Below are 25,545 nucleotides of genomic sequence, written 5' to 3' on the forward strand. Positions count from 1 at the left end.
CTACTGTCTTGTAGACCCCAGACGATCAGCGAGGGAGCAGCACTGTGCCGGATGATGCGAGAGACCCCGCAGCCAGCCTCTTGAACGCCCTCAGCTCACTCCGAGTTGATCGCTCATCAGGGCAGCCTGCGCGGCATCTACCGATCGCCCTGCTGTGGGCAATCGGCCGTGCGGCTAACCAACAGAATCGCCTCGTTTCCTGGCATGAAGCTCAGCAAGAACTACAACCGCTATTCGAGACGTATAGCCGCCATGGCTTCGCCTCCGGCCCCGAGTACCCCTTTGTTGCACTCGGCCAGTCCGGCTTGGGGGAGTTCTCTGGAGCTCAAGGAGAAATCCCCGTAACGCATGGGCCATCACTCCGTAGTTGGTTGGGAAAACAAGACCCCAAGGCAGGGCTTGAGTCGGCCGCCTATGAGCTGCTCGCGTCGAACCAAACAGTTCGCGATCAAGCAGTCGAAGTACTGCTAGACACGTATTTTTCGAGTGACACCCACAGAGATCTACTCAAAGCCACTCGGCTAGCAAAGGTCGAGTTTGACGGATACGGCCACCCCCCACGCATCCCCAAAGGGGCAGAATTCAAAAACCGCAAAGCCCTTGCAGCAGCGGATGTGCACCGCCCGATCCAGTCAGGGATCTGGGGAAAAGAAAAGGAAGAAGCAAAATCTATCGTCGTATCTGGAGGCTACGAGGACGACCAAGATTACGGCGATAAAATCATCTATACGGGACAGGGCGGACAAGACGAGTCCGGGCGCCAGGTAAGAGACCAGACTCTCACACGCGGGAATGCCGCGCTGGTCAACAGTATCGCGACAGGCAGGCCCATTCGAGTCATCCGAGGCGCCCGAGGCAACCCAGACCACTCCCCAAAATCCGGCCTCAGGTACGACGGGCTATTCCGTGTGGAACAGCACTGGAGCCAGCGAGGAAAGTCCGGATTCCTCGTTTGGCGATATCACCTGAGCGCGGTCAAGTCGACAGATGAAAACGCAGCAATCAACGCTTCTCACATAGACCCACCCAGCCAAGAGAAGAACCCAGGAAAAGACTCCCCGGAGCGCAAAGCAACGATCACTCAGCGCATAGTTCGAAGCACGGAAGTGGCGAACCATGTAAAGCAACTACACGACCATACGTGCCAAGTATGCGGAACACGCATTGAAACCCCCACCGGAGCCTACTCCGAAGCCGCCCACATCCGCCCGCTAGGGCGCCCACATGATGGGCCAGACAGAACCAACAACGTCCTCTGCCTCTGCCCAAATCATCACGTAGCATTCGATTTCGGAATGATCACAATTGATTCAAACAGAAGAGTAATTGAACACGGATCAGCACATCATGGTTATGTATTGCGTGAGCACCCACAACACCTCATAGACGATAGGCATCTCGCATACCATCGCGAGCACCACGAGGAGAATAATCCCGTCGCCAATAATTAGGTCACTGGATTCCAGACTCCCCAGCGTTCGGCCACTGCGCTGATGAGGCCGAGGCCGCGGCCTTTTTCTGAGTTGGGAGTCGCAGCCAAGAGGGTGGGGAGGGCTCGGCGGTCCGGGTCGCGGACCTCGATGCGGAGGTTCGGGCCGTTCATGGACAGGGCCAAGGTGGTGGGCGTTCCAGGCCTCATTTGTGTGATGACGTCGGTGACGAGTTCGCTGGTGCGGAGCTAGGCCGCATCGATGAGGGCCTGCAGCCTCCATGTCGTCAGACGCATGCGGATGATTCGCCGCAGGGCGGCCACTTCCTTGGGCTCGGCCAGGAAGGGAATCTCCCAGGCCAGCTCCGCGAGGACAACAGACTCACCTGCGCCCAGGTCGGGGAGGCGCTCGACTGGAGTGGCTCCAAGGTCAATCGTCTGGAGACGGGGCAAGGGCGAGTGCAGCCGTCGGACATCGATGCTCTCTGCCGTTACTACGAGACCTCCGACGAGCTGCGGGAACTGCTGAAGGCTCTCGCCAAGGAGTCGAAGACCCGCGGGTGGTGGCATGCGTACGGCGATGCCGTGCCGGCTTGGTTCTCCGTTTATGTCGGGTTGGAACAGGCGGCTTCAGGCCTCCGCACGTACGAATGCGAGTTTGTTCCCGGGCTGCTTCAGACGGCGCAGTACGCGCGGGAGTTGCACCGTGCGACGACGCAGTCGCACCCGGATGACACGGAGCGAATGATCGCCGTGCGCATGGAGCGTCAGGCCCTGCTCACCGCTCCCGTGCCGCTGGAGCTGTGGGCCATCGTGCACGAGAGCGTGTTGCGTCATGTCGTCGGGGACGCCGAGGTGATGCGTGAGCAGTTCCAGCACATACTGGGCATGACCCAGTTGAAGAACGTCACGGTCCAGGTGCTGCCGTTCGATGCCGGGACTTATCCGGCTACCGGAGCCTTCACGCTCCTGGGGTTTCCCGAGCAGGAGGACCCCGATGTCGTGTACCGCGACGGTCTCTCGGACGCGGTCTACCTGGAAAGCTCACAAGACATCGCTCGGTACACGACGGCTTTCGACAACTTGCGTGCGTTGTCTTTGAGTCCGCGGCGTTCGAGTGACCTGATCAGACACGCGATGCAAGGACTTTCCTGATGACCGGTTCAATACCTCTCCGCTGGCGCAAGAGCAGCCACAGCAATGGCTCCGGCGGCAACTGCGTTGAGATAGCCGTCCCCCGCGGTCCCCGCGACGGGATGCTGGTACGCGATTCCAAGGACCGGGAGGGGACCGTACTCGGGTTCTCACGGCAGGCTTGGGGAACGTTCGTCGACTCCGTGCGGCGAGGTGCGGTGAGCTGACAGGGCGGGGCGGGTCGGGCCAAACCAGGCCAGGTCAGGCCAGGAATCCCGTCCTGCCCCCGGGCTCCTCGTGATCACATCGTCTCCACCCGCACCCCCCGCGGCGGCCCCGCCCGGTTCCCCGCCGCCAGGGCCTCGGTCAGCGCCGCGACCAGGGTCGTCGGGCTGTCGCGCAGCGTTGCGGGCGTGCTGGTGAACACGTGGACGGCGTGGGATTCGAGGCGTTGGCGGCGGGGGTGGCAGGGGTTGGGGTGGCGGAAGTGGTGGGCTGAGGAGTCGACCTCCAGGGCTACGCCCGCGCGGGGCCAGTACGCGTCGGGGCTGGCGATGAATTCGCCGGCGGCGGTGTAGAGGTCGGGGTTCCACAGTGGGGGCGGGAGGGGTGACCCTGCGATCACCGTTCTCGCCTGGTTCTCCGCCGACGATGCGACGCATGCCGTCAGTTCCTCCGCTGCCAGGGTGACCGTGGGGCTGCGGTCGAGGCCGGCCGCGGAGAGTTCGTCGATCAGGTCGCCCGCTGTGCAGAAGTCGCGCTGGACCGTTGCGGTGAGGATCGCCCGCAGGCCGTTCGGGCGGCCGGTCCAGCGGGCTGCCGTGTCGGCCGCGGCGCGGGCCGCTCCGGTGATGGGCATGCTGTCGACCAGCAGGTGCCGGGCGGGCCAGCGGCGTGTCCTGATGACGCGGACGTATCCGGCGTCGACGACCCGGCGGCCGTCCGGAATGAGGACCTCGACCGGTGCCAGCCGCGCCGCCTCGTGTCGCGTCGTGGAACCCGGGGCCATATGGAGCGCCGCCCGGCCCGTAAGGAGCGCCGACCTGCCCGAGAGCGGCGCCGCCGCCGCGCGCTGCCCCGCCGCGTACAGCACCGCCGCCAGCAGGCGCTGGATGGTGTCCGGCACGCCGGGGTGGAGCAGGTATACGCGCGGCAGTACGCGTTGCCACGGGCCGTTCTCGCGCGCCCTGTTCCAGATCGCGCCCTGGGAGACGCCCAGGGCGCGCAGTTGAGCGTGGGTCGCGAGGCCGCGTTGGCGGCTCACCAACCGGGACAGCGGCGCCCGGTCGTACGAGAGCGGTGTAGGCATGGCCCGTTGCTGCCCAGCAGGAACGGTGCCTCTTCCCCGAGTCCCTCGCGAAGTTCCTCGCGCCCCGCCCCGGAGCCCCGCGGACGTTCGCGCCACGTCATCGGGCGGCTTCCTCCGCGGCGCGTCAGCCGCCCACCGCCGCCGCCCCCGCCAGGCGTAGGGTCGAGGAAACGTTCGAGTTGTCTTGTCACGTTGTCTTGTCAGGTTGTCTTGTCACGGATCGTGGAGGTTGCGGGAATGGCTGGGGTTCCGACGTCTGTAGTGGCCGCTGGTGGGCTGGTCGGTGGTTACGGGGTGGCCCGCTGGACGAAGAAGCGGCCGCTGGGCGGGGCCGCGCTGGCCGCGGCCGGCGCCGTCGCGGCGCGGCAGTGGCAGCAGCGGTCCGGGACCGGCGCCGCCGCCGCGCTGACCGGGCTGTACGTGGCCGCCTTCGCCGGCTCGCACCCGCTCGCCAAGAAGGTCGGCTCCTGGCCCTCCGTCTTCGTGGTGGCCGGCGGCGTCGCCCTCGCCTCCTGGGCCGTCGAGCGGCGGGGCCAGGCCTGACGGGCGACGAGGGGGGGACGGGAGGCGGAGGGCCCCGGGCCGTACAGCCGTCTTCCGCACGGCCCGGGCGGAGCCGCTACCGCGACGCCTCCGTCAGCAGGTCCACCTCATCGGCCGTCAGCTGGAGGTCGGCCACCGCCAGCAGCGCCGGCAGCTGCGCCGTGTTGCGCGCGCTCGCGAGCGGGCACGCCACCGTCGGCCGGGCGGCGAGCCAGGCCAGGGACACCGTGGCCGGCTCGGCGTCGTGGGCCTCCGCGACCTTGTCCAGCGCTTCCAGTACGCGCAGGCCGCGCTCGGTCCGTACGTACTCGGCGGCGGTCCCCGACCGCGCGCTGTCCACGGCCGCGCCCGGGCGGTACTTGCCGGTCAGGAAGCCCGACGCCAGGCTGTAGTACGGGACCGCCGCCAGCCCGTGGCTCTCGGCGGTCGCGGCCAGGTCGCCCTCGTACGAATCGCGCGAGACGAGGTTGTACTTGGGCTGGACCGCCACGTACTTGACCAGCCCCTCCGCGTCGGAGAAGGCCAGCGCCTCCGCCAGCCGGTCCGCCGTGATGTTGGAGGCGGCGATCTCACGGACCTTGCCCTCCCGCACCAGTTCGTCGAGGGCCGTGATGAACTCCGACACCGGTACGGACGGGTCGTCGTAGTGCGTGTAGTAGAGGTCGATGTAGTCGGTGCGCAGGCGGCGCAGGGACTCCTCCACGCCCGCCTTGATGGCGTTGGCCGCCAGGCCGCGCCGCTCCGGAACGCCCGCGCCGACCTTGGTGGCCAGGACGACGTCCTCGCGGTTGCCGCGCGTGGCGAACCAGTCGCCCAGGACGGTCTCGGACTCGCCGCCCGAGTTGCCGGGGACCCACGCGGAGTAGACGTCGGCGGTGTCGATGAAGTTGCCGCCGGCCGCCGTGTAGGCGTCCAGTACGGCGAAGGACTCCGTCTCGTCGGCCGTCCAGCCGAAGACGTTGCCGCCGAGGCAGAGCGGATGGACGGACAGATTGCCGATCTTCTTGCGCTTCTCAGCCATAAGCCCATTTAACGCCTCGCACGGACGCGTTAACGGCTTGGACGGATTCACCCGTTCCGTTTTGGCCACTGCGGTCGCTGTGGTCACTATGATCACTGCGGCCGCTGTGGCCTCAAGTGGCCCGGCGCCACCGCCCGTTACGGCTTCATCCCGTGCTCCCGCAGCCACGCCATCGGGTCCACCGGCGTGCCCCCACCCGGCCGCACCTCCAGGTGCAGGTGCGGGCCGGTGACGTTGCCGGTCGCGCCGACCCGGCCGATGACGTCGCCCGCCTGCACCTTCCCTGAGTTCACGGCGATCGAGGACTGGTGGCAGAACCACAGCTCAGTGCCGTCGTCCAGGGTGAGCACCGTGCGGTAGCCGTACGAGCCCGCCCACCCGGCCTGCGTGATCGTGCCGCCGTGCACCGCCTTGATCGGCGTACCCGTCGGCGCCGCGAAGTCCTGCCCGGTGTGGTTGGCGGACCACATGTCGCCCGACTGGCCGAATCCGGCGGTAAGCGTGTACGAACCTACGGGCAGCGTGTACGCGGCGCCCGGCTTCACGAGCCCCTTCTCCGACGCTTTCTCCTGGGCGGCCGCTGCGGCCTTCTTGTCGGCCGCGTCCTTGGCCGCGGCCTCCTTCTCGGCCTTCGCCTTGGCCGCCGCTTCGGCCTTCGCCTTCTCCCCGGCGTCCGCCTCGGCCTTCCGCTTCGCCGCCTCGTCGGCGGCCTTGTCCGCCGCCGCCCGGACCACCGCGTCGCGCGCCTCACTGTCGGCGGCGGACTGCTGGTGCTCGGCCTGCTGAAGGATGCGGGCGCGGAGCGCCTCGCCCGCGTCGGCGACGCCGTTCGCCGCGTCTTCCGCGGAGAGGCCGATCCGGGACAGCGGCTGGTCCGCGCCGGGAGCCTCGGCGGCCTCGGCAGCCTCCGGAGCGGAGTCGTCCGCCAGGAGCGAGCCGATGCCCGGCAGGTCCTCCACGGCCGGCAGCTTCCCCGGCAACTCGCCCATCTGGTCGGCCAGATGCGCCAGGTCGGGCATGGATATCGGGGGCGCGGGGCGGTCCTTGGCGCTGGCCATCCCGCCCGCCCCGACCGCCGCGATGACGCCGACGCCGAGCACCGCTCCGCTACGGGCCATCGTGCCGCCGCGCTGCTTGCCGATCCGGTGCTTGCCGCGGACAGGGCCCGCGGAGTCCTCGGTGGGATTCCACTCCTCCCACAGCTCCGCCCCCCGCTCCCCCGACCAGCCCTCGTTGGGGTCTACGAGGTCTGCGGGGTCTACGGGATCTGCGGGATCTGCGGGATCTACGAAGTCGGCGAGGTCCGCGGGGCCGCCTGCGGGGCCTGCCACGAAGTCCGCTCCGGCGGCCGACGCGAGGCCGTCACCAGGACCGATGTCGATACCGGGGCCGATGTCGAAACCAGGACCGGTGTCGATACCGGAGCCGAGGCCGAGGCCGGCGCCCGAGTGGGCTCCATCGGCCTCAGGGCCGGAGCCGAGTTCCGCACCGGTGGGAACGCCGGACGGAGTGCCGGGAGCCGGCTCGAACGGAGGGGCGTAAGAAGGGGCGTACGACTGGTCGAAGGCCGACTGGTCGAAGGCCGACTGGTCGTAGACCGACGGGTCGTAGGCCGGGTCGTACGTCGGCTCGTCGAGGGCAGGCTTGTTGGACGCCACGGGGGCGCACTCCTTTCCTTCCTTCTCGCCTACCGGGTTAGCTGACGGGTTCGGAGCAGGAAGGTCTCCTACGGGCCCCTTCTCGCGAAGGCGCCCGACTCACCCCAAGGTTGGTGGTTCCCCGGTTCCCTGGTGCCTCGTGTTGCCGGTGCTGCCGATGGTGCTGGGTACGTACGGTGTGGCCGGTGTTGCTGGTGCCTGCGGGATTCGGCGAAGGCGCACGGTGCCGCCTCTTGCGGCGGTTGTGACGACCGCGCTGCGTTATCGAACGTTAATAGAAGCGAGACCCGGATACCAAGCTGTTGCCCGTAATCCGCGCAGGCTTTGGCGAGGACTTTATGGACACGCGTCGGCGAAAGCGGTCGAGTCGCCTCGCCTGCCGAAACCCCTCGGCGGCGATCGTGCGCCAGTCGTTATGCACAGGGATCAAGATCCACTACGCACCGTGTTCCCGGTCAGCATCGTGTTCCGACCCGCACCGTGTTCCGACCCGCGCCGTGTTCCCGGTCAGCGCCGTGCCCCCTATACGCGCCTATACGCGCCGGAATTCCGCCCTACCCCTCCGGCTCCTCCCCCGGCACAGCCGCCACCCCATCCCCGCAGCGCCGAATCGCCAGCAGCGCCATGTCGTCCGACGTCCCCCCGCCCGTATGCCGCGCCACGTCCGCGGCGAGCGCCTCCAGCACCAGGTCCGGCCCGTCGAACAGCCGCCCGTTCAGCCGGGCTTGCGGGTCGTAGAAGACGTCCCGCTTGTCCCTGGCCTCCGTGACCCCGTCCGTGAACAGCAGCAGCGTCGCCCCCGCCGGAAAGTCCCATACGTCCACCCGGTCCGGCCAGACGCCCAGGTCGCCCATGCCCAGCGGCAGCGCCGGCACCTCCGGTGTCGCCTCCACCGCCTTGCCGTCCGCGTACAGCAGCAGCGGCGGCGGATGGCCGCGGTTCACCACGCGCAACACCGCGCCGTCCGAGGCCGCCACCTCCACCTCCGCGAGTACGGCCGTGGTGAACCCCTCGAACTGGTCCAGCCCCTCCCGCCGCACCCCCTCCCGCTGCAACGCCCGTTCCAGCCGCGCGGCGAGCCCTTCCAGGGTCGGCTCCTGCTCCGCCGCCTCCCGGAACGCGCCGATCACGACGGCGACCGCCTCGACCGCCTCCAGGCCCTTGCCCCGGACGTCGCCGACGATGACGCGTACGCCGTGCGGGGTGTCCTGTACCGCGTACAGGTCGCCGCCGATACGGGCGTCCGCCTGCGCCGCCACATAGCGCGCCGCGACGCTCAGCCCCTCGCCGATTCGGTCCGGGGGCGTGGGCAGCACGGCCCGCTGAGCCGCCTCCGCGATGCCGCGCGCGGACTCCAGCTGCTGGTCGCTGCGGCGCACGATGCGGTTGATGCCGAGGGCGAGCACGGCGACGGTCAGGACCGTGGCGACCTTGGTCGCGGACTCGAACGAGTTCACCGCGCGGTGATAGGCGTTGGTCCCGGCCGCGGCGGCGACGGCCGCAACGGCGGTGGCGGCCGTGCCGCGCCGCCCGAAGAGCGGGGCGGCGACCAGCGGAGCGGCCGACAGGAACGGGGCCCCGGTGTACTTCGGCGGGGTCAGGAGGTCGAAGAGGACGCCGCCGACGATGAGTACGGCGGGCGCCCAGCGCGCCAGGCAGTTCGCGACGACGCCGCGGCGCGAGAGCCCGTTCGCGGGCGCTCCCGCGGGCACTCGTGCGCGGGTGCCCCCGCGTGCCCGGCCTCCGGGACCTCGCTTCCCCACCGTTCTCTCCTGACCGGTCCGTCCCGCGCGGCGCCCCTCCCAGGCTTCCGGCCGACGCCGCTCCCGGCGACCGCTGCTCATCCAATCGGGTGGCCGCTGCCCGCCCCCTCAAACGGGGCCGTCGACGGCGGATCGGAGCGAGGTACAGGCGTGAGCGCTGGTGGGAGTGGTGAGGCGGGGAGCGCGCGAGCCGCCGCAGCGGGCGCGCGCGTCAGGAGGGCCAGGCGCGCCGCAACACCGCGCGCCCCGCAGTCGGCGACACCCCCGCCCCCGGAAGCACCCCGCACCAGGCAGCGCCCGCCCCCAGCACGTCACAGCAGAGACGGGCAGGAAAGGACGGGCGCCGAGCGAGGACGGTCAAGGACGGGCAGAAACGAACGGTGGACAGACGGGGGTCAGCCAAGGGTCAGACAGAAGGCCGGGCGGATCAGCCAGAGTCAGACAGGGGCCAGCCAGAGACAGACAGAGACAGAGACAGAGACAGCCGTCAGGCCGCCGGAGTCCGTCCCCGCCCGCGCCCCGAGCCGCCGTTGCCACCGCTGCCGCCGCGCCCGCCGCCACCGGCCGAGCCCGAACCCGAGCCCTGGTACGTACGGCCGCGACCGCCCCGGCTGCCCCGGCCGCGACCGCCGGAACCTGAACCGGAGCCCGAGCCCGTACCCGTGCCCGGCCGCGAGGTCCGCGACTTCGGCTTGCCCTGGGGCTGCGCCGGAGCCGGGGGCGTGATGACGACCGGGACGCCGCTGGGGACGCGGGCCCCCGTGATGCGCACCAGCTCGGCGTCCTCCGGGCCCACCTTCGCGACCTGCGGGGTGATCTTCGCCGTGACCATCATCCGGCTCATCTCGCGCCGCTGCTCCGGCAGTACGAGCGTGACGACGGTGCCGGACTCGCCCGCGCGCGCCGTGCGGCCGCCGCGGTGCAGGTAGTCCTTGTGGTCGACGGGCGGGTCGACGTTCACGACGAGGTCGAGGCCGTCGATGTGGATGCCGCGGGCGGCGACGTTGGTCGCGATGAGCGCCGTGACCTGCTCCGTACGGAACTGGTCCAGCGTGCGGTTGCGCTGCGGCTGGCTCTTGCCGCCGTGCAGCGCCGCGGCCCGTACGCCGCTCGCCAGCAGCCGCTTGACCAGCCGGTCGGCGCCGCGCTTGGTGTCCACGAACATGATCACGCGGCCCTCGCGGGCGGCGATCCGGGTCACGGCGTCGCGCTTGCCGTCGTCCGAGACGTGCAGCAGGTGGTGCTCCATGGTGGAGACCGCGCCGACGGACGCGTCGACGGAGTGCGTCACGGGGTCGTTCAGGAAGCGGCGTACGAGCCGGTCGACGTTGCGGTCCAGGGTCGCGGAGAACAGCATCCGCTGGCCGTCCGGCCGCACCTGGTCGAGGAGCCGGGTGACCTGCGGCAGGAAGCCCATGTCGGCCATCTGGTCGGCCTCGTCGAGGACCGTGATGGACACGTCGCCGAGCGCGCAGTCGCCGCGCTGGATGAGGTCCGCGAGGCGGCCGGGCGTGGCGATCAGCACCTCGGCGCCGCGCGCGAGGCTGTTCGCCTGGCGGCCGATCGACATGCCGCCGACCACCGTGGTCAGCCGCAGGTTGACGGCGGTGGCGTACGGCGTGAGCGCGTCCGTGACCTGCTGCGCGAGCTCGCGGGTGGGGACGAGTACGAGCACCAGCGGGCGCTTGGACTCGGCGCGCCGGCCCGCGGTACGGGCCAGCAGCGCCAGCCCGAAGGCGAGGGTCTTGCCGGAGCCGGTACGGCCGCGGCCCAGGACGTCCCGGCCGTGCAGCGCGTTGGGCAGCGTGGCGGCCTGGATCGGGAACGGCTCGGTGACGCCCTCCCTGTCCAGCGTGGCGAGCAGCCCGTTGGGCATGTCCATGGCGGCGAAGGTCTCCACGGGCGGGAGCGCCGGGGTGGTGCTGACGGGCAGGGCGAACTCGCCGCCCTGGGACGCGGCCGGCCGCCGGTTCGGCTGCCGGCCGGCGGACTGGCGGCCACCGGACTGCCGGCTGCCGCCGAACTGGCGGCCTTCGCCGGACTGCGGGCGGGAGCGGGGCGTGCGGGCGGGGCGTTCGGAGCGGGTCATTCGAGAGGACCTTCCCTCAATGGGGTGGCACGCCTCAGGAACGACTTCGCGTCGCGAGCCCGTACCGAGACGGACGGGCGCGGAAAAAGCCGGGGCGCGCGGGGAGAAACTGGGCGGTGGTGCGGTGGAGCGATGAAGCTTTTCCGGAGCGGTGAAGCGCCGGGACAGCGATCGAAACGGCGATGAGGCCGTTGGATGAGGACGCAGCGATGGGGCCCGCACCCAGCGGTGCGGGCCCCATGGCGGTGGTGCAACGTCTGATCGAGCGATCAGGCGGCGACGATGTTCTCGGCCTGCAGGCCCTTCTGGCCCTGCGTGACGTCGAAGGTCACCTTCTGGCCCTCAAGCAGCTCACGGAAGCCGGAGGAGGCGATGTTCGAGTAGTGGGCGAAGACGTCGGGGCCGCCGCCGTCCTGCTCGATGAAGCCGAAGCCCTTTTCCGAGTTGAACCACTTCACGGTGCCGGATGCCATGTCTATCTCCTTCAATGGGGTGGGCCCCACACCGGAATAGACCGGCGAAAAACAAAAATGCGCCTTCGGCTACATAACCGTCAGGCGCACACGAGTTCATGGGTACCACAACTGCAACTCGAACAACCGTAGCACATCTCGGGCCCGGCTCGCGCCACGAGCCGGGATCGGGGTATTCGGATCAGAGTTCGACGCCCTTGGCCCGGGCGTGCCGGTCGGCGGCCACCTCGGCCTCCGCCTCGTCCAGATAGACCTCGCAGACCAGCCGGCCGCCCTCGGTCATGTTGTGCTCCAGCTCCCACAAGCTGACCTCGCCGCCGCCCTCCAGCAGAAAGGCGTGCTCGTAGAACCGGCACCAGGTCGTGTCCCGCCCGCAGCCGCGCCGCCGCGGCTTGGTGATCAGCGAGATGTGGTGCCCCTGAGCGGCCTGGAGCAGCTCGCGGACAACCTCGCCGGGGCCGTCCTCGTTCTCCGCGCGGCGCAGCAGCCGGCGCGCGTGGTCCGGCGAGTCCTCGGCCGCGTACTCCCGCCGCGGCTGCGTCGGCACCATGGCCAGCAGCAGCTCCTCCGCCAGCCAGGGCGGCAGCTCCTCGGCCTCGGAGGCCGGGCCGCTGCCGCCGATCCACTCGTGCACGCGCCGCTCGGCGCGGTCGAGCGCCGCCTCGTCGGTGTACACCTCGTACAGATACCGCTCGTCGGGGCCGGCGTCGTGCTCCAGCTCGTACAGCAGCAGGCTGCTGCCGTCGGCGAGCAGGAAGATGTGCCGGTACGTGTTGCACCGCAGCGGCCGGGGCAGTTCGTTGCGCTGCCGGTACGAGCGGAGCTCGGCCTGGTGCATCAGCGCGGTGCCGAGGCGCGCGAGCACCGGCTCGTCGACCTCGAACCCGTTCTGAGCACGGGCCAGCAACTCCGACAGCTGCCCCGCGGGCGCGCCGCACCCGCCGCCGCCCTCGCCCACTCGCGAGTTCTCCATGAATCCGCACCTCCCGGCTCTCGCCGAACCCGCCCCGCGCACTTGGTCTCGCGCACTTACGGTAGCGGCGCGAACACGCACCACGGGCCGGATTCGGCCGAAGTGCCTCCGTATCTACGTCGCTCCCGTACCGCATACGTACTGCCCGCGCACGTCAGACGGGGTTCAGGGGGCGCGTGGGAGCGCATCGGCCGGATTCCGGGCGCCGCCGCCCGCCCGGCACACGGACCGCGCGCTCCGCCCCGGCACGCGCCCCACCATTCGCCATGGTTACGTAGCTTTCATGAGCAATGACCCGATCCGTCCCCCTGACCTGTCGGACCGGCCCTACCGCCTGACCGCCGAGCGCACCATGGGCGCATCGCCCGAAACGCTCTACCGCGCCTGGACCGACCGCTTCGACAGCTGGTTCGCCGCCCCCGGGTCGGTGCTGATGGCGGCGGCCGAGGTGAACGCGCCGTTCTTCTTCGAGACGGAGCACAAGCCCGAATCCCAGGACCGGGTGCGCCGCCACCCCCACTACGGGCGGTTCCTGCGGCTCAAGCGGCCCGAACTCGTCGAACTGACCTGGGTCACCGGCGCCGGCGGCACCGAGGGCGCGGAGACCGTGGTGACGGTGGAACTCACCCCGCGCGGAAGCGGTACGGGCGGGACGGGCGGCACGGGCAGTACGGAAGGTACTGGCGCGACGAGCGGTACGCACCTGCGGCTCACCCAGGCGGGCTTCCCCCACGACAAGGCGCGCGACGGGATGGCAGACGCGTGGCCGATGGTGCTGGAGCAACTGGACCGGCGCACGTCGGAGTGACGGGTGCACGTACAGGCCGCGACACGCACGGGGGGACAGGGGGATGAACGTCGTCTCCCGCGCCGCCGCGAGTCGCGTCCCCGCCGCCCCACGACTCGCCCACAGAGGCGCCGAACCGCAGGCCGGGCGGCCGATCCTGCGGTGTTCGCGGTGGGCCATCAGGGGCTCGAACCCTGAACCAATGGATTAAAAGACCCGGCGAACACGGGACTGACGATCCCGCGTAGTCCCCCGGAGTCTCGTTTTCCCTGGTCACGGGACATGTGGCTGACGCCGGTTCCAGCTCCGGACCAGCCTGTGTCACGCCGTCCGCTCACGCATCGCTCACGCATGGCGGGCGGCTGACCAGGCATTCGGCGTCGATGCTCACGCCTGGGCACCGCAGGTCAAGCAATGCCGGACGGCCACTCGCTCGGCGTTCCTCTCAGTCGTAGTTCGCAAAAGAACACCAAGAGATCCCGGTTCACAATCGCGCGAGCGTTCAACACGTTCACGCTTCCGTGGCGATGGCTCCCTTTCCCGCTTCGGCCCGGTGGCGCTTTCTGGAAGGAGACCTTCTAACGGGCCGCCTGCGAGCGGCTCCCAGAGCGCGAGGAGTCATCGCCATGGTTCCACCGTCCACTGCACACTCGCCCGTCAGCATGTCCCAGGAACCGGTCGCGGTGATCGGTGCGGGGTGCCGTTTCCCGGGTCGGGCCGACTCGCCGGCGGCCCTGTGGAACATGTTGTGCGAGGGAACGGACACCGTCGGGGAGGTGCCGGAGGACCGCTGGTCGGTGAGCGATCTCGCCGATCTCGAACCGGAGACGTTCGAGCGCGTGCGGCGGGGCTGCTTCCTGGAGTCCGACGTCGGCGCCTTCGATCCGGCCTCGTTCGGGATCAGCCCGGAGGAGGCCGCCTGGGTCGATCCGCAGCACCGGCTGTTCCTTGAGGTGACCTGGGAGGCGTTCGAACACGCGGGTATCCGGTTAGCGGGCTTGAGCGGTTCGCGTACGGGGGTCTTCGCCGGTGTCTACAGCGACGACTATCTGCTGCGCATCCGCCCGCAGCCGCAGGAGCTGAACGCGTATTACGGACTGACGAACATGCACGGCACGTTGGCGGGGCGGGTGTCGTACCTGTGGAATCTGCGGGGCCCGAGCCTCGCGGTGGACACCTCGTGCTCGTCGAGCCTGGTGGCGGCGCACCTGGCCTGCCAGAGCCTGCACCGGGGGGAGTCGGACCTGGCGGTGGTCGGCGGGGTCCAGCTGCTGCTCTCCCCGGAGTTCACGGTGGCGGAGGCCCGTATCGAGATGCTGTCGCCGCATGGCCGGTGCCGGTCCTTCGACGCCGACGCGGACGGTTTCGTACGGGGCGAGGGGTGCGGCGTGCTGATCCTGAAGCGGCTGGCGGACGCCCAGCGCGACGGCGACCGGGTGCTGGCTGTGCTGCGCGGCTCGGCGGTCAACCAGGACGGCCAGTCGACCCGGCTGACAGCGCCGTCCCAGGCGGCGCAGGAGCAGGTGTTCCGGCAGGCGCTTGAGGTGGCGGGCGTGGACGCGGCCGAGGTGGGGATGGTCGAGGCGCACGGGCCGGGCACCCCGGTGGGGGACCCTGTCGAGTTCGGGTCGACCGCCGCGGTGTACGGGCAGGGGCGCGACCGGTGCGCCCTGGGGTCGATCAAGAGCAACATCGGGCATACGGAGCCCGCCTCGGGAGTCGCCGGCCTGCTCAAGGCGATCCTGGCGGTCCGGCACGGACAGGTGCCGCCCTCGCTGCACTTCGGCTCGTGGAATCCGCAGATGTCGCCCGAGGGGACGCGGTTGTTCGTGCCGCAGGAGGTGACCGACTGGCCGGTGACCTCCGGGCGGCGCCTGGCGGCGGTGTCCAGTTACGGCGTGGGCGGCACGAACGCCCAGGTCATCGTGGAGGAGCCGCCCGCCCCGGCCCTGCCCGCCGCAGAAGGCACGGATGAGTCGCTGTCGGGAGAGGACCGGGCGGACCGGCCGGAGGTGTTCGTACTCTCGGCCGGGTCGGACGCGGCGCTGGCGGCCTCGGCCGGGCGGGTCGCGGACTGGCTGGAGGACGGCGGCCGCTCGGCGCCGCCGCTGGACGTGGCCCACACCCTGGCGCTTCGGCGCACGCCCGGCAGGCACCGGCTGGCCGCGGTCGCCGCGAAGCCGCAGGAGCTCGCGACCGCTCTGCGCGCGCACGCGCAGGGCGAGGAGGCGGAGAACGTCGTGGCCGGGCAGGCGGCCGCCGAAGCCGGGCCGGGGCCGGTGTGGGTCTTCTCCGGGCAGGGGTCGCAGTGGGCCCGGATGGGTCATTCCCTGCTGGGGTCGGACGCGGCGTTCACCGCCTCCGTCGAGGAGTTGGAGCCGCTGATCGCGGCGGAGACCGGGCTGTCACTGCGCGAGGCGCTCGCCGACCGGCAGGTGGTCGAGGGCTTCGCCCGGGTGCAGCCGGTGCTGTTCGCCATGCAGGTGTCGCTCGCGGCGATGTGGCGGGCGCACGGAGTGGAGCCGGCGGCGGTGATCGGGCACTCCATGGGGGAGATCGCCGCGGCGGTGGTCGCCGGGGCCCTCCCCCTCCGGGACGGTGTGGCGATCGTGTGCCGCCGTTCGCGGCTGGTGGCGCGGACCGCCGACGGCGGGGCGATGGCCTCGGTCCAGCTCGGCCAGGACGAGACGGCCGCAGCGCTCGCGGCAGCCGGCGCCGACGGCGTGAACATCGCGGTGCACGCATCCCCCGGCTCCACCGTGATCGCGGGAGACCGGGACCAGGTCGAGGAACTGGTGCGGGGCTGGGAGGAGTCGGGGGTGCCGGCCGCCCGGGTGGCGGTGGACGTGGCCTCGCACTCACCGCAGATGGATCCGGTACTGGAGTCCATCCGCACGGAACTGCCCGAGCTGTCGCCCGCTGCTCCGGCGGTGGGTTTCTACAGCACCGTGCGCGAGGACCCGCGGGCCGTACCCGCCTTCGACACCGCCTACTGGGTGGACAACCTGCGCCGCCCGGTGCGGTTCGCCGACGCCGTCGCGGCCGCCGTCGAGGACGGCCACCGGCTGTTCATCGAAGTGTCGCCGCACCCGGTGGTCCTCACCACGGTGCAGCAGAACCTGTCCTCCGCCGCGGCGGAGGCGGTGGTCCTGCCGACTCTGCGGCGTGACGAGGACGAACGCCGCGTCTTCGCCGCTCAGCTGGGCCGCGTGCACTGCGCCGGCCACCCGGTGGACTGGAGCCGCTGCTACGGGCAGGGGCAGCTCGTCGAGGTGCCCCCCACCACCTGGGAGCGCGAGCACTACCTGCTGGAGCCCACCCGTGTCGCGGGCGCCCATGACTCCGCGGGGGAGCATCCGCTGCTGGGAGCCCACCTGGCCGATCCGGACGGGGAAGGGCTGCGGTGGTGGCAACCCCGGCTGAGCCCTTCACAGCTCCCCTGGCTGGCGGATCACCGGGTGGAGGACGTACCGGTGTTCCCGGCCACCGGCTACTGCGAGAGCGCCCTGGCCGCTGCCTGCGCCCTGTACGAGGCCGAGCCCGCACAGGTCCGCGTCACCGATGTGCGGCTCCGCGCGGTGCTGCGGGTCGCCGACGACGCGCCGGTCACCGCCACGGCCACGCCCCGCTCGCCCGACCACGCCCGCTGGAACCTCGTGACGCGGGACGACAGCGGTATGCGGACCACGCACGCGACGGCCGCTCTGCGCCGCACCGGGCAGGACGCGGAGGCGGTCGTACGCCCCGCGCCGGCGGATCTTCCCGGGCTCCGGGAGAGCCACCTCACGCCGCTGGAGGTGGAGGAGTTCTACGCCACCCTGCGCGGGCACGGCGTCGAGCACGGCCCGGCGTTCGCCGCGTTGCGCTCCCTCCACCTGGACGCCGGGAGCACCTCGGCCCTCGCCGAGATCACGCTGCCGGACGAGGCGCGTCCCGCGTCGTCCCGGATGCACTGGCACCCGGTGGTCTTCGACGCGTGCCTGCAGACCCTGGCCGCCGCCTGGACGGCCTCCGGAAAGCACGGTGGCGGGCTGTCCCTGCCCACCGCCATCGGCGAGGTCCGCGTCCACGACGCCACGGGTTCGGGCCGGTACTGCCTGGCGCGGCTGGAAGAAGCCGACGCCGACGGGTGCACCGGCTCCGTCCAGTGGCTCGCCGCGGACGGCACGGTGCTGGCCGACGCCACCGGCGTGCGCTTCGCTCGATCCGACGCACGCGGCGACCGGGAGATGTTCAACAGCCGCCTGCTGGAGGCGCAGTGGCCGGAGGCCCCCCTGCCCCAGGAGCCGCTGGAGGCGTCCGGCCGCTGGCTGCTGGTCACCGAGGACGGACCCGACCCGCGCGCCACCGGACTGGCCGAACGCCTGCACCAGCACGGCGCGGAGTGCGACACGCTGGCCTGCGGCCTGGACCTGACCGCCGAACAGCAGACCGCGCTGTTCACCCGGACCCTGGCCCAGCAGCCGCAGTGGCGGGGCGTGGTGGTCCTGCCGGGCGCGGCCCGCACCGAGGTCGACACGCTCACCCTTGAGCAGTCCGAGGCGCGCGTGCGCCGCCTGGCGATGCTGTGCAAGGCCCTGGCCGACGCGGAGGTGGACGATCCGCCGCGGCTGTGGTCCTTCACCGCCGGCGCCCAGCAGATCCTCGACGCGGACGTGGTGGATCTGCATCACTCGGGGCTGCAAGGGCTGATACGGGTCCTGGGCTACGAGCATCCCGAACTCGCCCCGGCCAGCGTCGACATCGACGCGCACACCACCCCCGACCAACTGGCCGCGGAGGTGCTGACCGGCCCGCGCAGCGAGGACGAGGTGGCCTGGCGCGACGGGCGCCGCTACGGGGCTCGGCTGTGCAAAGCGCCCCTGACCGAGGACGAACGGCAGACGCGCTCCGTGCGCTTCGGCCGCGACGGCTTCGCGCTCGACATCCGCCGCCCCGGCGATCTGGCGAGTTTCGAGATGGTCTCGCGCCCCCGGCGGGAGCCGGGTGAGGACGAGATACAGATTCAGGTCCTGGCCAGCAGCCTGAACTTCATCGACACCCTCATCGCGATGGGCATCTACCCGACCGAGGACCCGGCCCTGGGCGAGCTCATGCTGCCGGGCCGGGAGCCCACCATGGAGCTGACCGGCATGGAGTGCGCCGGTGTGATCACCGCGGTCGGCAGCGGCGTGCACCGGCACCGGGTGGGCGAGCGGGTGGTGGCGCCCATGCTGGGCTTCGGGGGCGCGCACGCCTCGTTCGTCACCGTTCCGCAGGACTGGGCCTTCGCCCTGCCCGACGACATGGACACCGCCACCGGGGCGGCGCTGCCGACCGTGTACGTCACCGCCTGGTACGGGCTGGTGCACCTGGCCGGCCTGCGCGAGGGCGAGAGCGTCCTCATCCACGCGGCGACCGGCGGGGTGGGCCTGGCCGCGGTGCACATCGCCCGCGCGCGCGGAGCCCGCGTCCTGGCCACCGCCGGCACCCCTGCCAAGCGCGACTACCTGCGCTCGCTGGGCGTCGAGACGGTCTTCGACTCCCGTTCGCTGGACTTCGCCGACCAGGTACGCCAGGCCACCGGCCGGCACGGGGTGGACGTGGTGCTCAACTCGCTGGCCGGACCGGCCCAGAAGGCGAGCGTGGATCTGCTGGCCCCGCAGGGCCGCTTCGTGGAGGTGGGGAAGAAGGACATCTACAACGACACCCGCCTGGGCCTGTACCCCTTCCGCCGCAACATCACCTTCCACAGCGTGGACCTGGCCCTGCTGTGCCATGTCGACCTGGGCCTGGTCCACCGCCTGGCCACCGAGGTCCTCGACGAGATCTCCGCCGGACGTCTGCCCGTACTGCCGTGCACCGCCTTCCCCGTCGACGACGCGGAGACCGCCTTCCGCACGCTGGCGAACGCCGAGCACATCGGCAAGGTCGTGCTCACCTGGCCGGAGGACGGTACGGCCACGGCCGTGCTGCCGCCCGAGGAGATCCCCCTCGCCCGCCCGGACGGCAGCTACATCATCACCGGCGGGCTGGGCGGACTCGGGCTGCTGATCACCGCGCACCTCGCGGAACGCGGCGCGGGCCACATCGTCCTCAACTCCCGCCGCGAACCCAGCCCCTACGCCCGCCAGGTCCTCGACCCGCTCCGCGAGGCGGGCACCCGCGTCACGGTGGTCACCGGCGACATCGCCGAGGAAGACGTGGCCGAGCGCCTGGTGGCCGCGGCCACCGACGGCGGATACGTACTGCGGGGGGTGCTGCACGGCGCCGCCGTCGTCGAGGACATCACCGTCGACCGGTTCGACCCCCGCATCCTGCACCGGGTGTGGCGGCCCAAGGCCCTGGGAGCCTGGCGCCTGCACCAGGCCACCCGGCAGCACACTCCCGACTGGTGGGTGGGCTTCTCCTCCATCGCCTCCCTCTTCGGCGCGCCCGGACAGGGCTCCTACGCGGCTGCCAGCTCCTGGCTGGATGAATTCCTCACCTGGCGCACCGCACAGGGACACGTCGAGACCAAGGGCATCAACTGGGGGATCTGGAGTGAATACGGGCGCGGCGTGGCGCTGGAACAGCGCGGCTACGCCTCCATTCCTCCCGCCGAGGGCGTCGCCGCCTTCGAGTACCTCCTGGCGCACGCCCGGCGCCGTACCGGCTACGCGCCGACCTCGTTCACCGACTGGCTGGCCTCCTTCAGCGCCCTGGCGGGGAACTCCTTCTTCGCCGACCTGATGGACGACGCCCACGACGGCGCGAGCGCGGACGCCTCCCTGCTGCGGACGCTGCGCACCGCTGACGAGGCCGCCGAGCGGTACGAGGTGCTGGGCGCCCACATCACCGAGGAACTGGGCACCATCCTGCGCCGTGACCCGGCCGCCATCGGCCCCACCACGACGCTCTCCTCGCTCGGTCTGGACTCGCTGATGGCCCTGGAACTGCGCGTACGGCTGGAGCGGACGCTGCAGGCCGCCATCCCGCGCATCGTCATCTGGACCTCGCCCACCGTGGAGGCCCTCGTGGAGAACATCCTGACCAACCTCAACGACCATCTGGGCAGGTGAACCATGACCCGCACGGCCCGCTACCGACTCGTCGACGGCCCTCCCGAACTGGTCCGGCACCCGCGACCGCCCGACCGGCAGGACCCGGAACGGCTGACCATCCGCTGGCGCAACGGCTACGAGCACTACGAGCTCGATGAGGCCGCCACCCGCGCCTCCCGGCACCCGGTCTACAGGTGGAGCTACCGCACGATGATCGCCGAGTAGACCGCCGCCCCGCACCGCCCGCCCCGTCCTTCCCAGGGAGCGCCCCGTGAGGAGCCTGTACGTCGACCTGCCCGCCGGACGATTCCACTGCCGGCACTGGACGGGGCCGGGCGCGGGGCGCCCCCCGCTCGTCCTGCTGCACGGAGCCCTCGACTCCGCCGCCACCTGGCACCGCATCGGGCCTGAACTGGCCCGGCACGCCGAGGTCTTCGCCCTGGACCAGCGGGGGCACGGCGCCAGCCCCCACCCTCCTCGCGGCCACTACGATTTCCGTCAGGCCGCCGACGACCTCGCGGCGTTCCTCCGGGAACTTCGCCTGATCCGCCCGGTCCTCATCGGGCACTCCTGGGGCGCCGCCGTCGCCCTCGCCCTGGCTGCCCGGGCGAACTACACCCCGGACACGAGCGCCCTGTCCGGCCTGGTCCTCGAAGAGCCGCCGTCCTCGTTCGCCTCACCGCTCCTGCGCGAATTCGCCACAGCGGGAGAGGAGTTGATGGGCCTGCCCGACCATCGCCGGGCCACCGTCGTGCGCGGCATGTCCCCATGCCACAACTCCGCCGCGGCCGAGGCGACCCTGGACGGCCTGCGCCACACCACCCCTGAGATCTTTCACAGCATCATGGCGGACGGCGCCGCCGCCGGTGACCTGCTGCCACTGCTCGCCCGCGTCACCGCGCCCGTTCTCGTGCTGCGCGCCGACCCGGCCGTCCGCCCCGGCATCGACCCGCTCGCCTGGGGGCGTGCCCGCCGGTACCTGCCCGAACACGGCCGTCTCGCACAGGTCCCCGGAGCAGACCACACCATCCACCACAGCCGCACCGCCGACTATCTCCACGCGCTGCGGAAGTTTCTGCGCACCCTCCCCTGAAGCGAGGAAAGGGCACATGGCAACAGCGCAAGACCACATCGAGCAAGTCAAACAAATCGTCGACGCGTTCAACACCGGAAAAGAATTCCCGGCCTCACTCACAGACGAGCGGCTGGACTACAAGGACTGGGGCACCGGGAAGGCGTCCTCCACCGCCGACGAGTTCATGGAATACGCCACGGAGTGGTTCGCGGCATTCTCCGACATGACGTTCGGGAACGATGACATCATCGCGACGGACCGTGCGTGCGTGCACCGCTGGTGGATGAAAGCCACGCTGACAGGAGATTTCTCCCCCTTCCCGCTCGTCAGTAAGGGAAAACGAGGGAGCAGCGTCATCCTGCACGGTTCGAGCACCTACGAGTACGACAGTGACGGCAAAGTCGTGAAGTGCTACGAGTACTACGACATGCTGTCGCTGCTCCGCCAGGTCGGAGTGGAGATTCCCTGATCGGACGGGCCGCTTGCCGCGGAGCAGATCCCGGCACGCGGCCCCCGGCAACCCATGGAGCAAGCATGCGAATCCACGGATCCACCGTTCTTCTGACCGGCGCCACCGGACTCCTAGGCCAGGCATTGGCCCATGAGATGGCCGAACGAGGCGCAGACCTGGTGCTCACCGGACGCCGCCCGGACGTCCTCGACCCGCTGGCCAAAGAACTCGACGCCCGCGCCGTCGCGGCCGATCTGTCCAGCCCCAAGGAAGTCCGCCGCCTCATGAAGGCCGCGGGCGAGGTCGACGTCGTCATCGCCAACGCCGCGATGCTGGCCTTCGGGCTGTTATCCGAATTCACCGCGGAAGAAGTCGACTACCTGCTCGACATCAACCTGCGATCCCCCGTGCACCTGACGCGCCTGGCAGCCGAGCACATGGTCGCCCAGCAGAGCGGACACCTGGTGTTCATCCTCTCCGTGGCCGGGAAGTACGCCTCCCAGCGTCTCTCCATGTACAACTGCGCGAAATTCGGCCTCCGCGGCTACAGCCGTGCCCTGCGGCAGGAACTCCGCCCCCACAACGTCGGCGTCTCCTCCATTCTCCCCGGCTATATCCGGGAGCCGCACTCCACCAAGCCGGAGGTGAAACTGCCGCGCTGGACCGGAGGATCGAACAGTCCCGAAGAAATCGCCCGCGCGACCACCCGCGCCATCGAGCGCGACCGCGGGGAGACCGTCGTCTCCCCCCTTCCGGTACGGCTCAGCGCGTCGCTGGCCGCGCAGGCCCCCGACCTCGCGCACGCCCTGTTCCGCCGGGTCGACTACGACCGCGTCGCCCGCGAGATGCACGCGGGCGGGAAGGTGCACCGATGACGCACGACCAGCGCACAGCGCACCACGGCGGTCAGACCACGACCGCCCACTTCGCCCCGGAGGAATACCGGCCCTCCCGCGACGCGGACAACCCGCTGTCCCCCGCTTTCTGGGAACGTCAGCCGCACGACCGGAACCCGGTCTTCGCGCGGTTACGCGCCATGGACACCCCGCCCTTCCTGCGTCGCCCCGCATCGGGAACCTGGCAGATGGATGACGGCTTCTACGCCCTCACCCGCTACGACGACGTCGTGGCAGCCGGCCGGAACACCGAAGCCTTCAGCTCCGAACCAACCGCCCTCACCCTGGACTCCACGCCACCGCAGATGCGCCAGGACGAGGCATCCCTCATCAACATGGACAACCCCCGGCACGCTCGTCTCCGAAAAATCGTGGCGCGCGCCTTCACCCGGAAATCCATCAACAGGCTCGAAGCCGAAATGCGCGCGACCGCGGGCCACATCATGGACGACCTCCTGAATCGTGGCCCCTGCGACTTCGTCCAGCACGCGGCCGGCCGCCTTCCGCTGGAGATCATCTGCTCCATGACCGGAATACCCCGGTCGGCGCGCGCGGACGCACTGCGGGCCGTCGACACGCTCCAACGCTTCAACGAAATCGACAGCCGCCTCGACCCGTACGAACTCACCGAAGCGCTCGCCACCTTCCGCACCCTCATGAGCGACCTGGTGCACGAGCGCCGCACCCACCCGACAGAGGATCTCGTCTCCGCGCTCGTCACAGGGCTGCCCGGAGAAGAAACCCTCAACGAGACCGAAGTGGCTTCCTTCTTCCTCACCCTGGTGGGAGGCGGCAACGAAACAGTGCGCAATACCTTCTCCCAGGCACTCGTCCTGCTCACCGAAAACCCCGAACAGCGCAGGCTCCTGCTCGGTGATCTACCGGCCCGCCTCCCCTCCGCCGTCGAAGAACTCATCCGCCACACATCCCCCGCGGCCTGGACCCGGCGCAACGTCATCCGCCCCGTACAACTGCGCCAGCACACGTTCCAGCCCGGCGACAAAGTCATCCTCTACTTCGCCTCCGCCAACATGGACGAATCCGCCTTCAACGCCCCCGAGAAATTCGACATCCTGCGAGAACCCAATCCCCACGTCGGCTTTGGAACCCCCAACCCCCACTACTGCATCGGCGCCCACCTCGCCCGCCGGGAACTCACCGCACTTCTCACCGAACTCCTCACCCGCATCCCCGACATCCGAGCCACCGCACCACCCACCCGCCAATCACGCGGAGTCATCCAGGACATCACCTATCTGCCGTGCGCCTGGGGCAGCGCACGCTAGCCAGCGCGCCGCCCGCCGCCATGCCCCGCCCCGTCACCGGTGGGGCCACGGTGCAGGGGCAGCAGGGGGTGCCGGGGATCGAAGGTCGGTGGCTGCCTGTTCGGCCTCCACGCAGCCGAGGTGGGCGAGCAGACGGGAGCGTCTCCGTTCAACGTGCGGTGGAGACCGCGTCTTCCAGGCGCTCGCGCAGGGCGCAGATGTCGCCGCTGGCGGCGTGGGGTTCGGTTTCTTCGTGGAGTTCGCTGAGGCGGTCGGCGATGCGGGTGCTGTGCAGGCCCTCGGCGATGGTGAGTGCGGTGGTCGCTTCCTGGCAGGCTCCGGCCAGTTCGCCGACGGCCAGGTGGGTGCGGGCGAGGCCGATGTGGTCGAAGGCGCGGGAGCGGACGCGGCCTGCGGGGCGCAGGCGCAGGGCGTTGTTCAGCAGGGTGAGGGACTGGTCGGCGCGTTGGGTGCGGTGGGGGCCGGAGGCGTGTTTGGCGGCGATCTGATGGGCGACGCCGAGGGTGGCGCAGAGTTCCGCTTCGTCGAAAAAGGCGGTGTGCGGCGGCTCGTCGTCCGGGCGGATGCGGGCGAAGGCGTCTTCGGCTTCCCCGGCGGCCCGTTGGCTCTCTTCCAGGTCGCCGCGCATGGCGCTGAAGCGGGAGTGGAGGGCGGCGAGGATGGCGCGGGTGCCGGGACCGGCATGCCGACGGGCTCCGTACTGGGCGAGGGCGACGAGTTCGAGGGCGTCTTCGACATATCCGAGGTGGGACATCTGGCGGGCCATGCACTGGAGGATGTGCGCGCCGAGTTGGCGGTCGCCGCCTTCGCTGGCGGCGTGCACCGCGGTGACGAAGAGGCGCTGGGCGCTGACGTGGGCTCCGGCGTCGAAGGACATCCATCCGGCGACGCTGCCCAGGTCGGCGACGGCGCGGAAGAGGCGGCGGCCGGTGGCTTCGGTATAGGAGGCGGTGGCGAGCAGATCGTTGATCTCGCTCATCTGCGCCACGACGGCCCGGCGTGAGAGCACGCCGCCGTGCTGGTTGTCGGCGTCGCGGAAGGCGGCGGTCAGCGCCTCGATCGATTCGACCTGGGCGGTGCCCAGCATGCCGGGGCGGGCCGTGGTGTTCGGCAGGGTGGCAGGCTTCGCGGAGGGCCAGCGGCGCAGCGGTTCCAGGAGGGCGTCGGCGCTGTGGATCTGTGCGGCGTCGTGGCTGGTGCGGGTGTGCGGCAGCATCAGGTCACTCCGGGTCAGGGCAGCGATGGCGGCGATGGTGGAGGCCGGCTGCCACGGCAGATCGGCGCCGTGGCCGGGGAGCTGTTGCGGCCCGGGCAGGCCCACGTCCGCCGGGGTGAGCGGCAGTGCCAGCCGGGCCCCGAGGACCTGGGCGATGAGCAGCGGCACGGGCGGTCGCGGGCATTCCCCTGCGCGCCAGCGCCGTACCCGGCTCTCGTCCGGGTTGATGTGCCGGTGCCCTGCGGCCCGCGCCCCCGCGGTGACCGCCTGCGCGAGCTGGGCGTTGGAGAGCTGGGCCCGGTCCATGAAGTGGCTCAGGAGGGTGTTGGGCAACCGGCCGCCGGTCTGTCCCATCGGGGCCCTTCCGCCAAAGTGCCGACGAACCTTCCGAGCGTACGGCGTGCGGCATCTGGCAGGAAC

At 70.7% G+C, this 25,545-nt stretch carries 19 protein-coding genes and 1 riboswitch; of the genes, 11 read left to right on the forward strand and 8 right to left on the reverse strand.

What is annotated here, in order from left to right:
• Nucleotides 1-44 precede the first annotated feature (44 nt).
• From AB0I22_RS35815 to AB0I22_RS35825, 3 genes are all read left to right on the forward strand, one after another.
• Nucleotides 45-1,451 carry a YDG/SRA domain-containing protein gene (locus AB0I22_RS35815; protein ID WP_363135196.1) on the forward strand — a complete coding sequence of 469 codons (1,407 nt, stop codon included), beginning with the start codon at nucleotides 45-47 and terminating at the stop codon, nucleotides 1,449-1,451.
• A 188-nt stretch (nucleotides 1,452-1,639) separates the two neighbouring features.
• The gene (locus AB0I22_RS35820) at nucleotides 1,640-2,584 is read left to right on the forward strand and encodes a helix-turn-helix transcriptional regulator (RefSeq protein ID WP_363135197.1); all 945 of its coding nucleotides are present in this window, start codon (nucleotides 1,640-1,642) and stop codon (nucleotides 2,582-2,584) included.
• Nucleotides 2,584-2,790, forward strand: coding sequence for a DUF397 domain-containing protein (locus AB0I22_RS35825; RefSeq protein ID WP_363135198.1), 207 nt, complete (start codon nucleotides 2,584-2,586; stop codon nucleotides 2,788-2,790). The genes AB0I22_RS35820 and AB0I22_RS35825 overlap by 1 nt, the downstream gene beginning before the upstream one ends.
• Nucleotides 2,791-2,864: 74 nt before the next feature.
• Here the strand turns inward: AB0I22_RS35825 and AB0I22_RS35830 are convergent, their stop codons facing one another.
• Complete coding sequence (locus AB0I22_RS35830; protein ID WP_363135199.1) at nucleotides 2,865-3,872, reverse strand: hypothetical protein; 1,008 nt, start codon at nucleotides 3,870-3,872, stop codon at nucleotides 2,865-2,867.
• Nucleotides 3,873-4,109: 237 nt separating this feature from the next.
• On the opposite strand from AB0I22_RS35830, the gene AB0I22_RS35835 reads away from it, so the two are divergent.
• Nucleotides 4,110-4,415 carry a hypothetical protein gene (locus AB0I22_RS35835; RefSeq protein ID WP_363135200.1) on the forward strand — a complete coding sequence of 102 codons (306 nt, stop codon included), beginning with the start codon at nucleotides 4,110-4,112 and terminating at the stop codon, nucleotides 4,413-4,415.
• 76 nt (nucleotides 4,416-4,491) lie between these two features.
• Here the strand turns inward: AB0I22_RS35835 and AB0I22_RS35840 are convergent, their stop codons facing one another.
• From AB0I22_RS35840 to AB0I22_RS35865, 6 genes are all read right to left on the reverse strand, one after another.
• Entirely contained in the window at nucleotides 4,492-5,436 is a 945-nt protein-coding gene (locus AB0I22_RS35840; RefSeq protein ID WP_363135201.1) for an aldo/keto reductase, read from the reverse strand.
• Between the two features lie 137 nt (nucleotides 5,437-5,573).
• The gene (locus AB0I22_RS35845) at nucleotides 5,574-7,094 is read right to left on the reverse strand and encodes a M23 family metallopeptidase (protein WP_363135202.1); all 1,521 of its coding nucleotides are present in this window, start codon (nucleotides 7,092-7,094) and stop codon (nucleotides 5,574-5,576) included.
• 11 nt (nucleotides 7,095-7,105) lie between these two features.
• Nucleotides 7,106-7,255, reverse strand: a riboswitch (cyclic di-AMP (ydaO/yuaA leader).
• Nucleotides 7,256-7,648: 393 nt separating this feature from the next.
• Nucleotides 7,649-8,749 carry a PP2C family protein-serine/threonine phosphatase gene (locus AB0I22_RS35850; protein ID WP_363135223.1) on the reverse strand — a complete coding sequence of 367 codons (1,101 nt, stop codon included), beginning with the start codon at nucleotides 8,747-8,749 and terminating at the stop codon, nucleotides 7,649-7,651.
• Between the two features lie 595 nt (nucleotides 8,750-9,344).
• Nucleotides 9,345-10,946: a DEAD/DEAH box helicase gene (locus AB0I22_RS35855; RefSeq protein WP_363135203.1), complete on the reverse strand. Its 1,602-nt coding sequence runs from the start codon at nucleotides 10,944-10,946 to the stop codon at nucleotides 9,345-9,347.
• Nucleotides 10,947-11,215: 269 nt separating this feature from the next.
• Nucleotides 11,216-11,419, reverse strand: a complete 204-nt coding sequence (locus AB0I22_RS35860; protein WP_363135205.1) for a cold-shock protein — start codon at nucleotides 11,417-11,419, stop codon at nucleotides 11,216-11,218.
• 181 nt (nucleotides 11,420-11,600) lie between these two features.
• Complete coding sequence (locus AB0I22_RS35865; protein WP_363135206.1) at nucleotides 11,601-12,392, reverse strand: DUF6227 family protein; 792 nt, start codon at nucleotides 12,390-12,392, stop codon at nucleotides 11,601-11,603.
• Between the two features lie 283 nt (nucleotides 12,393-12,675).
• Here AB0I22_RS35865 and AB0I22_RS35870 point away from each other — a divergent pair, with 283 nt between their 5' ends.
• The 7 genes from AB0I22_RS35870 to AB0I22_RS35900 all read left to right on the forward strand — a co-directional run bounded on the left by AB0I22_RS35870 (nucleotide 12,676) and on the right by AB0I22_RS35900 (nucleotide 23,909).
• Nucleotides 12,676-13,200 carry an SRPBCC domain-containing protein gene (locus AB0I22_RS35870; protein ID WP_363135207.1) on the forward strand — a complete coding sequence of 175 codons (525 nt, stop codon included), beginning with the start codon at nucleotides 12,676-12,678 and terminating at the stop codon, nucleotides 13,198-13,200.
• 641 nt (nucleotides 13,201-13,841) lie between these two features.
• The gene (locus AB0I22_RS35875; protein ID WP_363135208.1) at nucleotides 13,842-20,219 is read left to right on the forward strand and encodes a type I polyketide synthase; all 6,378 of its coding nucleotides are present in this window, start codon (nucleotides 13,842-13,844) and stop codon (nucleotides 20,217-20,219) included.
• 3 nt (nucleotides 20,220-20,222) lie between these two features.
• Complete coding sequence (locus tag AB0I22_RS35880; protein WP_363135209.1) at nucleotides 20,223-20,426, forward strand: DUF5988 family protein; 204 nt, start codon at nucleotides 20,223-20,225, stop codon at nucleotides 20,424-20,426.
• A 46-nt stretch (nucleotides 20,427-20,472) separates the two neighbouring features.
• Nucleotides 20,473-21,294 (forward strand): alpha/beta hydrolase, encoded by an 822-nt coding sequence (locus AB0I22_RS35885; protein ID WP_363135210.1) that lies wholly within the window; start codon nucleotides 20,473-20,475, stop codon nucleotides 21,292-21,294.
• 16 nt (nucleotides 21,295-21,310) lie between these two features.
• The gene (locus tag AB0I22_RS35890; RefSeq protein WP_363135211.1) at nucleotides 21,311-21,745 is read left to right on the forward strand and encodes an ester cyclase; all 435 of its coding nucleotides are present in this window, start codon (nucleotides 21,311-21,313) and stop codon (nucleotides 21,743-21,745) included.
• 65 nt (nucleotides 21,746-21,810) lie between these two features.
• On the forward strand, nucleotides 21,811-22,602 hold the full coding sequence (locus tag AB0I22_RS35895; protein WP_363135212.1) for an SDR family NAD(P)-dependent oxidoreductase: 792 nt from the start codon (nucleotides 21,811-21,813) through the stop codon (nucleotides 22,600-22,602).
• Nucleotides 22,599-23,909, forward strand: coding sequence for a cytochrome P450 (locus tag AB0I22_RS35900; RefSeq protein WP_363135213.1), 1,311 nt, complete (start codon nucleotides 22,599-22,601; stop codon nucleotides 23,907-23,909). Before AB0I22_RS35895 ends, AB0I22_RS35900 begins: the two co-directional genes overlap by 4 nt.
• A 148-nt stretch (nucleotides 23,910-24,057) precedes the next feature.
• Here AB0I22_RS35900 and AB0I22_RS35905 read toward each other — a convergent pair whose 3' ends face one another.
• Nucleotides 24,058-25,479, reverse strand: coding sequence for a transcriptional regulator (locus AB0I22_RS35905; RefSeq protein WP_363135214.1), 1,422 nt, complete (start codon nucleotides 25,477-25,479; stop codon nucleotides 24,058-24,060).
• Nucleotides 25,480-25,545: the final 66 nt, after the last annotated feature.

This window comes from Streptomyces sp. NPDC050610 (genome assembly GCF_040654875.1).
GTDB lineage: Bacteria > Actinomycetota > Actinomycetes > Streptomycetales > Streptomycetaceae > Streptomyces.